The organism is Candidatus Accumulibacter sp. ACC007, assembly GCF_907163205.1.
GTDB classification, from domain to species: Bacteria; Pseudomonadota; Gammaproteobacteria; order Burkholderiales; family Rhodocyclaceae; genus Accumulibacter; species Accumulibacter regalis.
Map to the genome: position 1 here is coordinate 74,721 of NZ_CAJQUD010000005.1, position 12,473 is coordinate 87,193.

At 62.4% G+C, this 12,473-nt stretch carries 11 protein-coding genes and 1 tRNA gene; 8 read left to right on the top strand and 4 right to left on the bottom strand.

Features of this window, described 5'->3' with window-relative positions; translation table 11 throughout:
- Window positions 1–7: 7 nt before the first annotated feature.
- Together hemH and hrcA are read right to left on the bottom strand one after the other, a co-directional pair.
- The gene (hemH, locus tag QZ634_RS13385) at window positions 8–1,111 is read right to left on the bottom strand and encodes a ferrochelatase (protein ID WP_291989133.1); all 1,104 of its coding nucleotides are present in this window, start codon (window positions 1,109–1,111) and stop codon (window positions 8–10) included.
- On the bottom strand, window positions 1,111–2,139 hold the full coding sequence (gene hrcA, locus QZ634_RS13390) for a heat-inducible transcriptional repressor HrcA (RefSeq protein ID WP_291989136.1): 1,029 nt from the start codon (window positions 2,137–2,139) through the stop codon (window positions 1,111–1,113). Before hrcA ends, hemH begins: the two co-directional genes overlap by 1 nt.
- 75 nt (window positions 2,140–2,214) lie before the next feature.
- On the opposite strand from hrcA, the gene QZ634_RS13395 reads away from it, so the two are divergent.
- Window positions 2,215–3,147, top strand: a complete 933-nt coding sequence (locus tag QZ634_RS13395; RefSeq protein ID WP_291989138.1) for an NAD kinase — start codon at window positions 2,215–2,217, stop codon at window positions 3,145–3,147.
- A 23-nt stretch (window positions 3,148–3,170) separates the two neighbouring features.
- Window positions 3,171–4,826: a DNA repair protein RecN gene (gene recN, locus QZ634_RS13400; RefSeq protein WP_291989140.1), complete on the top strand. Its 1,656-nt coding sequence runs from the start codon at window positions 3,171–3,173 to the stop codon at window positions 4,824–4,826.
- A gap of 226 nt (window positions 4,827–5,052) precedes the next feature.
- On the opposite strand, the gene QZ634_RS13405 is transcribed toward recN, so the two are convergent.
- The gene (locus tag QZ634_RS13405) at window positions 5,053–5,358 is read right to left on the bottom strand and encodes a helix-turn-helix domain-containing protein (protein ID WP_043565565.1); all 306 of its coding nucleotides are present in this window, start codon (window positions 5,356–5,358) and stop codon (window positions 5,053–5,055) included.
- 244 nt (window positions 5,359–5,602) lie between these two features.
- On the opposite strand from QZ634_RS13405, the gene QZ634_RS13410 reads away from it, so the two are divergent.
- The 5 genes from QZ634_RS13410 (at window position 5,603) to QZ634_RS13430 (ending at window position 10,952) form a co-directional block, all read left to right on the top strand.
- Window positions 5,603–6,883, top strand: coding sequence for an aspartate kinase (locus tag QZ634_RS13410; RefSeq protein WP_291989142.1), 1,281 nt, complete (start codon window positions 5,603–5,605; stop codon window positions 6,881–6,883).
- Window positions 6,883–6,976: transfer RNA gene (locus QZ634_RS13415), tRNA-Ser, on the top strand. Before QZ634_RS13410 ends, QZ634_RS13415 begins: the two co-directional genes overlap by 1 nt.
- Window positions 6,977–7,452: 476 nt before the next feature.
- Window positions 7,453–7,923: a YbhB/YbcL family Raf kinase inhibitor-like protein gene (locus tag QZ634_RS13420; protein WP_291989144.1), complete on the top strand. Its 471-nt coding sequence runs from the start codon at window positions 7,453–7,455 to the stop codon at window positions 7,921–7,923.
- Between the two features lie 257 nt (window positions 7,924–8,180).
- A complete protein-coding gene (locus QZ634_RS13425) occupies window positions 8,181–8,795 on the top strand; it encodes a hypothetical protein (RefSeq protein ID WP_291989146.1) in 615 nt (204 codons plus the stop codon).
- A 9-nt stretch (window positions 8,796–8,804) separates the two neighbouring features.
- Complete coding sequence (locus QZ634_RS13430; protein WP_291989148.1) at window positions 8,805–10,952, top strand: hypothetical protein; 2,148 nt, start codon at window positions 8,805–8,807, stop codon at window positions 10,950–10,952.
- A 211-nt stretch (window positions 10,953–11,163) separates the two neighbouring features.
- Here QZ634_RS13430 and QZ634_RS13435 read toward each other — a convergent pair whose 3' ends face one another.
- Window positions 11,164–11,688, bottom strand: coding sequence for a hypothetical protein (locus tag QZ634_RS13435; RefSeq protein WP_366145399.1), 525 nt, complete (start codon window positions 11,686–11,688; stop codon window positions 11,164–11,166).
- A gap of 231 nt (window positions 11,689–11,919) precedes the next feature.
- On the opposite strand from QZ634_RS13435, the gene QZ634_RS13440 reads away from it, so the two are divergent.
- Window positions 11,920–12,471, top strand: a complete 552-nt coding sequence (locus tag QZ634_RS13440) for a DNA-3-methyladenine glycosylase I (RefSeq protein WP_291989278.1) — start codon at window positions 11,920–11,922, stop codon at window positions 12,469–12,471.
- The last annotated feature ends 2 nt before the right edge of the window (window positions 12,472–12,473 follow it).

Below are 12,473 nucleotides of genomic sequence, written 5' to 3' on the forward strand. Positions count from 1 at the left end.
GCAGGCCTCAGGATGACGCTCCCAATGCCTTGGCGCGCAACGCGCTGAGCTCGAGTCCCGCCGGGTCGGGTACGAGCTTTGTCGGCCAGCCGCGCAGCTGCGTTTCCGCGATATCGGCGAGAGCGCGAATCCAGTCGTCGCGCTCGTTGAGGCACGGCAGGTAGTGGAATTCCTTGCCGCCCCCATGGAGGAACTCGGCGCGACCTTCGATGGCGATCTCTTCGAGCGTCTCCAGGCAATCGGCAGGGAACCCCGGGCAGATCACATCGACCCGCTGCACGCCCTGCTTGCCGAGCGCCTTCAGCGTCGGCGCGGTGTACGGCTGCAGCCACTCGGCGCGACCGAAACGCGACTGAAAGCAGACCTGGTAGCGCTCGGCCGTCAGACCAAGCGCTTCGGCCAGTAAGCGGCCGCTCTTCTGGCACTCGCAGTGGTAGGGATCGCCCTTGTCCAGGGTGTAGCGCGGCAACCCATGAAAGCTCATGATCAGCCGATACGAGTCACCCGGCGGCCCACTGCTCGCCCAATGCTCGCGCACGCTGGCAGCCAGTGCGGCGATGTAGCCCGGATGGTCGGCAAAACTCCTCAGCGAGCGTATTTCCGGCTGGTTGCGAACGCTTTGCAGCCAGCTGCCTACGGCATCGATCGCGGTGGCCGTGGTACTTGCCGCGTACTGCGGATAGAGCGGCAGCAACAGAATCCGCGTACAGCCTGCCGCCTTGAGTCGAGAAAGCGTCGCGGCGATCGACGGCTCGCCATAACGCATCGCGTAATCGACAACCACCTGATGCCCGGCCTGGCCCAGGAAGCCACGCAACAGCTTCGCCTGGCGCTCGACATGCACTTTCAGCGGCGAACCTTCGGCGGTCCAGATCGACGCGTACTTTTCGGCCGAGCGTCGCGGCCGCAGCCTGAGGATGATGCCGTTCAGTATCAGCCACCAGACGGGGCGTGGAATCTCGACGACGCGCGAATCGGAGAGAAACTCCTTGAGGTAGCGTCGCACCGCCGGCGCCGTCGGTTCTTCGGGCGTCCCGAGATTGATCAACAGAACGGCGGTTTTTTCCGGCGAGCCATGACGGTAGGCCGGCTCGGGAAGATAACGAGGCATCAGGAGTTAGCCTGGTAAGAGAGTGCTGAAGAGAGGAGTTTGGCGGTGATGTCGACGATCGGGATGACGCGCTCGTAGGCCATGCGGGTGGGACCGATGACGCCCACCGAACCGACGACCTGGCCGTCGACCTCGTAGGGCGCGGTAACCACACTGCATTCATCAAGGGGTGCCAGGCCCGATTCGCCGCCAATGAAGATCTGCACGCCGTCGGCGCGATGCGACAGATCGAGCAACTGCATCAGCGACGTGCGCTGTTCGAAGAGGTCGAACAGCTCACGCAGCCGTTTCATGTTCGACGAGAACTCCTCGACTTCGAGCAAGTTGCGCTCGCCGGAAATGATGTAGCGCTCGTCAGAACCCTTCATCGCCTCGTCGCCAGCGGCCAGCGCGGCGGCCATCAGCGATTGTAGGTCACCGCGCAGCCTCTGCACCTCCTCCTGGACGCGCGAACGAATGTGCTCGAAATCACCGCCGATGAAATGCTGGTTCAGGTAGTTGGTGGCGGTGACCAGTTCCGAAGGGGTGTAAGACCGCCCCGGGAAGAGCAGACGATTCTGCACGTCACCGTCGGACGTCACCAGGATCAGCAGGATGCGCTTCTCCGACAGGCTGACGAACTCGATCTGGCGAATCTTCGGCACCCGACGCCTCGGCGTCATGACGATGCCCGCAAAACGGCTCAAGCCGGAGAGCAGGAGCGACGCATTGCTAATCAACTGGCGCGGCTGGGAAAGCAGCAACTGCCCCTCGATGGCGTCGATTTTCGCTTTTTCGAGCGGCTCGACGGTGAGCAGGCTATCGACAAAGAAACGGTAGCCACGCGACGTCGGCACGCGCCCGGCCGAAGTGTGCGGACTGGCGATCAAACCGTTGTCTTCAAGGTCGGCCATCACGTTGCGCACGGTCGCCGCCGATAAGTCCAGGCCCGAGAACTTTGACAGCGCGCGCGACCCGACCGGCAGTCCGTCCGCGATGTAGCGTTCGATGAGCGTCTTGAGCAGCCGTCTGGCGCGTTCGTCTAGCATGGGTCGGATTCTACAAAAATTCCCCCCCTAGCGGGGCGCCGCGGAGGCAAGCTGAATTGTGGTCTAATTGGCGCCATGAACAATGCCTTTCCTCACGAATCGACATCGACCGATTGCGCAAATCTGCCGAAGACCATTGCCTTGATCGGCAAGTACCACAGCCAGGAAATCGCCGAATCGCTGCGCATGCTGGCCAGATACCTGCACGAACGCGGCATCACCGTCCTGATCGAGGAGGAAACCGCCCGTAACCTCGTCTCGCAACTTGACCTGCGCAGCTGGGCCAGCGGCAGCTTTTCCTGGTTGGGAGCGCATGCCGACATGGCGATCGTCCTCGGCGGCGACGGCACGATGCTCAACGCAGCACGTCAACTGGCCCGTTATCGTGTGCCCCTGGTCGGAGTAAACCAGGGGCGCCTGGGTTTCATGACCGACATCTCACGCAGTGACATGCTGGCTTCCATGGACAGCCTGCTCGACGGCCAGTTCGTTCCCGAAACGCGCATGCTCCTCGAAGCCGAGGTCACGCGCGACGAGCGCCTCGTTGCTGCCCATCTGGCGCTCAACGACGTGGTCGTTGACAAGGGCGCCATCGGGCGCATGATCGAATTCGAACTCTTCGTTGACGGCGAATTCATTTATCACCTGCGCTCGGACGGCCTGATTGTTGCCACGTCCACCGGCTCCACGGCGTACGCGCTATCGGCCAACGGCCCGATCCTGCATCCTCAGGTTTCGGCGATCGCGCTGGTCCCGCTTTGCCCTCATTCCCTGACCAACCGACCGATCCTGGTTGGTGATCGCAACGAGATCGAAATCCGCATCGTCCATGGCATCGATTCACGCGCCCACTTCGACGGTCAGGTGACGGTCGACCTCAAGAACGGCGACTGCGTACGCCTCCGTCGCTCCGAATACTCGATCTGCCTGCTCCACCCCCCCGGCCACAGCTACTTCGCCATGCTCCGTCAGAAGCTGCACTGGAGCGAGCGACCGAAGGAGCACTAGGCGATTCCTGCGACGACCCTATCATGCTGCGCCGGCTGACGATCCGCGACTTTGTCCTCGTCGATCGCCTTGAACTCGAATTTCAGGGCGGTTTCGGCACGCTCACCGGCGAAACCGGCGCCGGCAAGTCGATTCTCGTCGACGCGCTGGCTTTTGCGCTCGGCGAGCGTGCGGACGCCAGCCTGATACGCGCCGGAGCCGAGCGCGCCGAAATTGCTGCCGAGTTTGAACTGGACGATTCTCTGGCGGCCGCAGAATGGTTGCGGGAGCACGATCTCGACACGCAGGACGGTCTGCTGCTGCGCCGATTGCTCGACGCCAACGGCCGATCGCGCGCCTATCTGAACGGCTCGCCGGTCACCCTCGTGCAGATCCGCGAGGTTGCCGAAGCGCTGGTCGACATTCACGGTCAGCATGCCCACCAGTCGCTCCTGCGCGGCGACGCACAGCGCGCACTGCTCGATTCACACGCGCGCCTAGCCCCCCTGGCGGCCGAAGTCGCAGACGCCTGGCGGCAATGGCGCGACGCCCGCAACCGGCTCGACGCCGCGGCCGACGGCATAGAAGCCCTGGCCACCGAGCGCGAGCAACTGGGCTGGCAACTTGGCGAAGTGACCGCTCTCGGCTTCTCCAGCGAAGAATGGCGGGCGTTGAACGACGAACACAAGCGCTTGGCGCACGCCGCAAGCCTGGTCGAGGGCGCCCACTTCTCGCTGCAGGTCCTCGCCGAAGGCGACGCGGCGTGTGAGGCACAGGTCGCCAGTGTCGCCAACCGGCTCGACGACCTGTCCGAATACGACTCTGCTCTCGCCGAAATCGCCGTCCTGCTGCACTCGGCGCAGGCGGAACTTGGCGAAGCGATCTCCGCACTTCGCCGCTACACCAACCGCGTCGAACTTGATCCACAACGCCTGACGGAAGTCGAAAGCCGAATCGAAGCGGTCCTGGATTGTGCGCGCAAGTTTCGCTGCACTCCGGATGAACTGCCGGCCTTGCTGGCGCGCTGGCAGGAGAGATTGGCCGTGCTTGGCGACGCCGCCGATCTCGCCGGACTGGCCGAACGCGTCGAAGCCGCGAAGCAACGCTATGGCGAACTTGCCCGCCGGCTGACCGCCGGTCGCGCTGGCGCCGCCGCGGCGCTTGGCCGCGAAGTCAGCCAGGTCATGCAGCAACTGGCGCTTGGTGGCGGGAGCTTCGACGTTGCGCTGCTGCCGGTCGAAGGCGGCAGCGCAAGCGGGCATGAGCAGATAGAGTTTCGCATTGCCGGGCTGGCCGGGAATGAATCGCGCTCCCTGGCCAAGGTCGCCTCTGGCGGCGAGTTATCGCGAATCAGTCTGGCCATCCAGGTGGTCACCAGTCAGGCGGCAAGCGTTCCGACACTGATCTTTGACGAGGTTGACGTCGGCATCGGCGGCGGGGTGGCCGAGGTCGTGGGCCGTTTATTGCGCGAACTGGGCGCCGAACGACAGGTCCTTTGCGTAACGCATCTGCCACAGGTCGCCGCACGCGCCAACTGGCAGTGGCAAGTCAGCAAGGTTTCCGAGGCCGGTCAGCTATGCAGCCGTGTCGCCACGCTAGACGCCGAAGCACGCGTCGAAGAAATCGCCCGCATGCTGGGGGGCATAGAAATCACGCCAATCACCCGCCAGCACGCCAAGGAAATGCTGCAGCTCCCGTGATCATCTGCAGGACGGTGACTGACGCTCACGGCGGTGCAAACGGCGCTGCCCGCCAGGCCGCAAAATCCCGCGACAGCGGGGCCGTCAGACGAGAAATACGCGAGAGCTTGTAGGAATGTTGCGGTGAATGTGGGCTGCGAAAACCTCGGCCCATCGGGTAGCCAGAGCCTGGCCAAGGCCAGCAACGCCACTACCGGCGGCGCCAGCCACGACGGTCAAGCAAGGCTCAAACGGGCTTCTTGCCCTTGCCGCGGGCAGCTTTCTTGAGGGATTTGAACTGTTCCGGGTCTTCCGCCTTCAGATACTCGATGACCTCGTAGTCCTCGCGCTTGAGGCGCTGAATATCGATTTGCTCGACATGCACCAAGCGCAGCAACTCACGGACCGGCTTGGGCATGTTGCGGCCACTTTCGTAGCGCGAACCACCGCTTTGTGTCACGCCGATTCTCGACCAGAACTGCTGTTGATTGAGGCCAAGTTTACGACGAATTTCGCGGGGATCGACCCTCTCGACGACTTTGACGGTGCTCATAGCTATCCTTTCGTACAATTACTCCACGCGAACCAGCAGGAAACCCAGCCTCCTGCCACAGATCGACACCCTATGACCCTAGTAACACACGGCACACTATAGGCGAATCAAAAAGAATTGCAAGTGGCATTTGATTAGAACATTTGACTAATGCTGATCGGTTCATAAAGACCGACGCCCTTTGCCGCCATGTCAAGCAATGCTTTAGAATACCGATTTTTTCGGACCTCAAATTGGATTTGCAATGGCGCTGATAGTTCAGAAGTTCGGTGGTACGTCGGTGGCCTCGACGGATCGTATCAAAAACGTCGCCAAACGCGTCGCGCGCTGGCAGGCACAAGGACACGACGTCATCGTCGTTCCGTCGGCGATGGCCGGCGAAACCAACCGCCTGATCGCCCTGGCCAACGAGATCTCGCCCTCGCCAGACCCGCGCGAACTCGACGTCATTGCCTCGACCGGAGAACAGGTGACTATCGCGCTGCTGGCCATGGCCATGCACGCGCAGGGCCTCAAAGCCAAGAGCTTCACCGGCTCGCAGGTCACCGTGCTGACCGACAGCTCGTTCACCAAGGCGCGCATCCTCAAGATCGACGAAACGCGAATTCGCAAGGCCCTGTCCGAAGGCAACGTAGTCGTCGTCGCCGGCTTCCAGGGTGCCGATGAACACGGCAACATCACCACCTTGGGCCGCGGAGGTTCGGACACCTCGGCCGTCGCGCTGGCCGCCGCACTGAAAGCCGACGAGTGTCAGATCTACACGGACGTCGACGGCGTCTACACCACCGACCCGCGCGTCGAGCCGGAAGCACGCAAACTGGACACCATCACTTTCGAAGAAATGCTGGAGATGGCCAGCCTCGGCTCCAAGGTGCTCCAGATCCGCTCGGTCGAGTTCGCCGGCAAGTACAAAGTCAAACTGCGTGTGCTTTCGAGCTTCGAGGACGAAGGCGAGGGCACGCTGATCACTGTTGAGGAAAAAAGTACCATGGAACAACCTGTCATATCCGGGATCGCCTTCAATCGCGACGAAGCCAAACTCACCATGCTCGGCGTTCCCGACCGCCCAGGCATCGCCTACCAGATCCTGGGACCGATCGCCGACGCCAACATCGACGTCGACATGATCATCCAGAACATTGGCCGCGACGACACCACCGACTTCTCGTTCACCGTCAACCGCAGTGATTACAACAAGGCCCTCGCGATCCTGGAGACCGTGCGGCAGAAGATCGGCGCCCGCGACCTCAGTGGCGACACCAGCACCTGCAAAGTCTCTGCCGTCGGCGTCGGAATGCGCTCCCATCCAGGCGTCGCCAGCAAGATGTTCGGCGCGCTGGCCAAGGAAGGGATCAACCTGCAAATGATCTCGACTTCGGAGATCAAGATCTCGGTGGTCATCGAGGAAAAGTACCTGGAACTGGCCGTCCGCGTCCTGCACAAGGCCTTCGGCCTGGAGAAGCCGCCGAAGTCGAAGTTGAGTTTGACCGGCCGTGACGAAACCGATATCATCACGCCCTCCTAGGAGACGTGGCCGAGAGGTCGAAGGCACTCCCCTGCTAAGGGAGCATGCGGGCATAAACCTGCATCAAGGGTTCGAATCCCTTCGTCTCCGCCAGGAACGTCGCAGCAAAGCTCTGCGACAAAAACGATCACCCCGCCGGACGCCATGTTCTGCGGGGTTTTTCGTTTATACCTGTTGACCTCGCCCCCCCACGGCACGTCGCCTGACTTCGCGCCGCCAATGCCATGCTCGTGCTGTTGGTCGTGGCAGGGGTTACGATGCCATCCCGTTCCCGGTCGAGCACCACGGCAGCGATAGCGACCAAATCGGGGGGTGTCGACCGAAGCGTAACGGGGACCTCGCACGGGCTGCCGGGCAGAGCCGATGGCGAACAGCCATCGGCGCAGCTTGACCTCACGGAGAAAACCCGCATACTTTTATCGTGCGGTTAAGCTCTATGCTCGTTTTTTAACAGAGGGGTCGTATCGATGCCTGACAGGACCGTGACAATCCGGTGGTGGGCGCCCCATTTGGCGTGCCTGGCCCTTCTTGGCGCCTGGTCCGCAACCACGCAAGCGGGAGACAAGACCATGGGCATGAGCATTTCTTCAAGTGCGTTTGTGCACAACGGCTCGATCCCCAAGCTGTACACGTGCGAGGGCAAGGATATTTCCCCGCCACTGACCTGGAGTGGAGTGCCTGCGGGGGCAAAGAGCCTGGTCATGATCGTCGACGATCCTGATGCACCAGATCCCGCAGCGCCCCGCATGACCTGGGTTCATTGGGTGCTGTACAACCTGCCTGCCAACAGCACTGGGCTGCCCGAGGCACTGCCGTCGCGCCCTGCCGACGCGCTGGACGGACTGAACGATTGGCAGCGCACCGGCTACGGTGGCCCCTGCCCGCCCATCGGCCGGCACCGTTACTTCCATAAGCTCTACGCGCTGGACGTCGTCTTGCCCGACTTGAAAGAGCCGAACAAGAAGACCTTGGAGCAGGCCATGCAGGGGCACATCGTTGCCGAAACGCAATTGGTCGGCACCTATCAAAAGGGGCGCTGATCTCTTTTCGCCCGAAGGCCTTGCTGCTGTCGCCTTCCATGTTTTCGCCGGTGTTCCTTCTGCGCGACTCCTTGATTCTGGATTTTTGGAGGAACTCCGGAAACCAAGCGCGGCAGGGCTAACCAGGGTGTCCGGGCCTTCGCGACCTGATTCCCGGTTCGCGCCACTTGATCGAAACAAATAAATCGCGGTCGTTGTCTATGCTGCATCGGCAGCCCTGGGTTTCCTATCCTTCTAAACGTTAGCAGGAGATTGCGATGAACAGACGATCGTCGGGTTCCCAAAGCACGCTGTCCCGCCTCTACGACATCGGCGGGGCCGACCTTGCACTGCGTTATCACGAATTGTCCGAAGGCACGTGCGCCAACTCTGCCGCTGCTCAGGCGCCAGGGCGTGCCATCTACATCAACGGTGCGCGCATCAGCGATGACGATGTCGGGGCAATGGAGCGGGCATGGAACACCGCACTACTCGATGGCCGCTACTGGTACGACCGGGCAAACGGCGCCTGTGGCGTCGAAGGAGGACCATGTACCGGCTTCATCCCGGCCGGCCTCCCGCTCGGCGGGCCACTGATGGCGAATGCCTCAGGTGGCGGCACCGGCGTATTCGTCAATGGACGCGAGCTTCATCCTCAGGACGTCTTCGCGCTGACCCGCGTGATGCAGGTTTGGCCAGGTCGCTATTGGGTGGACGCGGTCGGTAATTTCGGATGGGAAGGCGGTCCGGCGGTTGGCAACCTGGCGGCGTCCATGCACATGCCGGGTGCGCAGAGTGGACCCTGGACGGCCTCGAGCCGGGCCGGCACGGTCGGCGGCGACGGCGAGGGTTTCCTCTTCTTCGACGACGGCAAGACTTCCTGGTCGACCTAGGTCGCAGCCATGACTCCCGACCAACTTAGGCATCGCGAGGCGCTGATCGCCCGTAGCGACGCGGCACTCGAACGCTGGCCGGATCGCACCGGGGCGGGCTTCACAAGCGAAATGGAGGCGGTCGCAGACGGGCTCGAAGTACTTGCGCAAGCGACGCCGCTCAGTGAGCGCGATGCCGTCGAATGTGCGCGCACTTGGCGCTGGGCGGGCAACGCCTATTACGATCTCGGCGCAGGCAAGGAGCGCCGCGCGCTCGAACATGCGGCAAGGGCCTACCGCAAGGCCGAGAACGCTCTGGAGGTAGCCGCCGAGGCTGCGGACGCGGTCGATTGGGTCAAGCTCAACTACTGCTTCGGGAAAGTGCTCCTGCAGTTGAGCGAAGGAAAAGACCCCGGGCTCGCCACTGAAGCGTGCACTCGCCTGCGCGCGGCTCTCACGCTGACGCGCCTCCACATGCCGGACGGAGTCGAAAGCGTCCGGGAGGAACTCGCAACCGCGCAGCAGATCGTCACCTTGCTGGGCGAAGCCGGCCAGCTCGATCAGCGGATGGCTCAATTGAAGGACGAGCTCGGGCTTGCCGACGCTGGCGAGCCGATGCACGCACAGCGAAACCCAGAGCGCGCTGCCGAAGCGAAGCACATCAGCGCCATGTTCGATGTCCTCAATCAACAGTTCGAGAAAGAGAAACCCTCGCTCGATCCGACCCGCCAGGCGGGACTTTCGAGTCTCATGCAACGGCTGCAAGGAGTGGTGGAATCGACAACATCAGAGGGCTTGTCGCTCGAAGCGATGATGGCCAATCGCGGAAAAATTGATGCGCTCAAACGCGAACTCAGCCCTCAGGCCCGTAACCCGAGCCTCAAGGGGCCGGGTGCGGCGCAAGGCTCGCGCGGCGGACGGCTACTGGCCGCGCTGCAGGAGCTGAAAATGTTCGTCGGCGCGGCCGGCATGGCGCCGGACAGTTCAGCCGAAATGCGTGAAGCCGCGATGGACCTGTTCGCGCGGCTCGGACGGCTGACCACCTGGGTCAGCCAGGCCGGCGACGACACGGCGACGCTGGACAAGCTCGAGCGCGATCAGGCACGTGCGCTGGCACACGAGGTTCGCCTGTATGCCGCACGCCGGCACCCGCTATTGGCGCAGCCAGTCTGGCCACGTGGCGAAGCAACGACCGATGCCAATAGAATCTTCTTCTCGGGCGGCTTGCGCATGCGCAAGGAGCTGGCGGGGGCACTGATGTTCTCGGGCCTGGAACTCGCCGTGGACGCTCCCGTAGGGGCGGATTTCGCAACCCATCGATGGCAGGAGCTGCAATCCTCGAACGTCGCGGTGTTCGATCTTTCCGAGGCGCAGGCGCAGGTTTACTACGAACTGGGGATTGCACTGACAATCGGCACTCAGATTCTGCTGATTGCCGCCGACGATACCGAGATCCCGTTCGACATCGCGCAGAATGTCAGTCGTTACCGCCCGGGGGAGGCGCTGCGCCCATGGCTGGCCAACGAAGTGCACACGGCGATCTACGGCTTGCAGGTCAGGGGCGGCAAGGAATCAAGTCTGGCAGCGACACTCGACTATGCCCAACGGGTGGCCACCGGCGAGCCAGGCAACCCACTGCTCGCCGTTGCACTGAAGGTGATGTGTGCCGCGGGCGATGATCCGATCAAGTTCCGCAATGCGCTGACGACTTTCAATACCTATCTCGGCACAGGTCAGCACGAGCTGCTGCAAACGCGCTGGCCCGGCCTGTACCCGGTCCCGCGTGCGCGGCGCACCTTCGCCGTCATGCCGTTCCGCCGCGAGCGTGAGGCGGCCTATGCGGTGATTGAAGCCAGCGCGCGGCAAGCGGGCGTAGAGCCGGTGCGTGGCGACCAGGCCGATGGGCAGGAGATCATCGAATCAATCTGGCACGAGATCTGCCGCGCGACACACGTCACGGTCGACATCAGCGGCTTCAACCCGAACGTCTGCCTCGAACTGGGCATCGCCGACGCGCTCGGCCGCCCGACGCTTCTGATCGGCGAGCAGGGCACCGAACGGCTGGTGAAAGCCGCTTTGCCTGCAGTGGCCAAGCGCCGCTGCCAGACCTACGAGGCCGATCCGCGCAGCGCGCCGCAATTTGCGGCGGCGCTGAAGAAGTTCTTTGCAGCGCCCTGAGCGGTATCACGCTCACGGCGGCCGCAAAAACGCATGGACTGGGGAATCGCCCCGACCGCGAGAATCCCCTTCTGGATAGGGAACATTTCACAGGGCACCGGTTGCCCCCTCGGCCGGTTCAGGCTATTAGGTGCGCTGCACTGTGGGTCGAAACCTAACGAGAAGGCTATGGCAAGGTTCGAACCCCGGGGCGAAGGCAGTACGGCGTTCGCTAATCCTGGCGATTGCCGCCGTGGTTACCCTTGTTGCCGTGGCCCTTGTCCTTCTTCTGCTTGCCGCGATCGTCATCCCAGCGCTGATCATCGTGGTCATGACGGTAGTCGCGGCGGTAGTCCTCGCGGTATTCCTCACGTCGATAGCGCTGCTGATCCTGATAGTACGGAACGTATTCGCGGCTGTACCAGTTGTTCTGCACAAAATAGACCCGCTCCCCGCAGGCGCGGTACTTGTGGCAGTTCTTGCTCCAGTGCTTTGCATGACCAGGAGGCACGTTCATGTAGATCGGCGGGCGCATGACCGGCACTCGCTCAATGATGATCGGCTGTGGGTAGATCAGTTGTGGCGGCGGATAGCCGCCGATGTCGATGCGCCCGTAGAAACCAGGCTGGCCGATGCTTACCGATACGCCAAGGTCGGCGGAAAGCACAGGCGATGTCGAGACGATCAGTGCGGCGGCGAGGAAAAGACGTTTCATGCTGGCCCTGTAGGTGTAGATGTCGTCTACTAACGCGCGCACCCCAAGCACCGTTGACTGCGCGCCTGCTTGGCAACCCGACGAACCGCGCAGGAGCCGCCTCTCATCAAGGCCCGGGCCTGCCAGAAACAAGCGACCCGGCGGAGCGGAAGCTGCCCGGAAAAGCCCGGCAAGCGATCTGGTCGTCGGTAGCCGCTCACCCCGGACATCCGGAAACCGGCGATTTCTGGGCACTTCGCATAGACTGAATTTTTGTCTGCCAAGCTGCCGCCGATGCAACGTTGTCCTTGGTGCGAAGGCTTCGACCTTTACCGTGAATACCATGATTCGGAATGGGGCGTGCCGCTCTACGATGATCGATCCCTGTTTGAACGGCTGCTTCTGGAAGGCGCGCAGGCCGGTTTGTCTTGGGCGACCATCCTCAAGAAGCGAGAAAACCACCGACGTGCCTTCGATGCCTTCGATCCGGCCCGGATTGCCTGCTATGACGAAGAAAAAGTTGCAGCCCTGTTGGCGGATCCGGGGATCGTCCGGAATCGAGCCAAGGTCGCCGCCGCCATCCACAACGCCAAAGCGTACCTGGCGCTCACCGCCGATGGACAGTCGTTCAGCGATTTTCTATGGCACTTCGTCGATGATCTGCGACCCAGAATCAATGGACGGCAAGCTTATGAAAGCAAGAGCCGCCGGGAGGTTTCACCCTGCCGAAGACAACACCATCTTGATGCGTTTGAGGCCACTACCCACCGTTTCCGCCAGCTTGACCACGTTTGGATCGTCGGATGGTCGTTCCACCGTCCATTCGCAGAACGAGGCCATGAGTGAAG

Coding starts and splice junctions, on each gene's coding strand:
- QZ634_RS13395 (WP_291989138.1), top strand. CDS start 2,215: ATGAACAATGCCTTTCCTCACGAATCGACATCGACCGATTGCGCAAAT.
- QZ634_RS13410 (WP_291989142.1), top strand. CDS start 5,603: ATGGCGCTGATAGTTCAGAAGTTCGGTGGTACGTCGGTGGCCTCGACG.
- QZ634_RS13420 (WP_291989144.1), top strand. CDS start 7,453: ATGGGCATGAGCATTTCTTCAAGTGCGTTTGTGCACAACGGCTCGATC.
- QZ634_RS13405 (WP_043565565.1), bottom strand. CDS start 5,358: ATGAGCACCGTCAAAGTCGTCGAGAGGGTCGATCCCCGCGAAATTCGT.
- hrcA (WP_291989136.1), bottom strand. CDS start 2,139: ATGCTAGACGAACGCGCCAGACGGCTGCTCAAGACGCTCATCGAACGC.
- QZ634_RS13430 (WP_291989148.1), top strand. CDS start 8,805: ATGACTCCCGACCAACTTAGGCATCGCGAGGCGCTGATCGCCCGTAGC.
- QZ634_RS13440 (WP_291989278.1), top strand. CDS start 11,920: ATGCAACGTTGTCCTTGGTGCGAAGGCTTCGACCTTTACCGTGAATAC.
- recN (WP_291989140.1), top strand. CDS start 3,171: ATGCTGCGCCGGCTGACGATCCGCGACTTTGTCCTCGTCGATCGCCTT.
- QZ634_RS13425 (WP_291989146.1), top strand. CDS start 8,181: ATGAACAGACGATCGTCGGGTTCCCAAAGCACGCTGTCCCGCCTCTAC.
- hemH (WP_291989133.1), bottom strand. CDS start 1,111: ATGCCTCGTTATCTTCCCGAGCCGGCCTACCGTCATGGCTCGCCGGAA.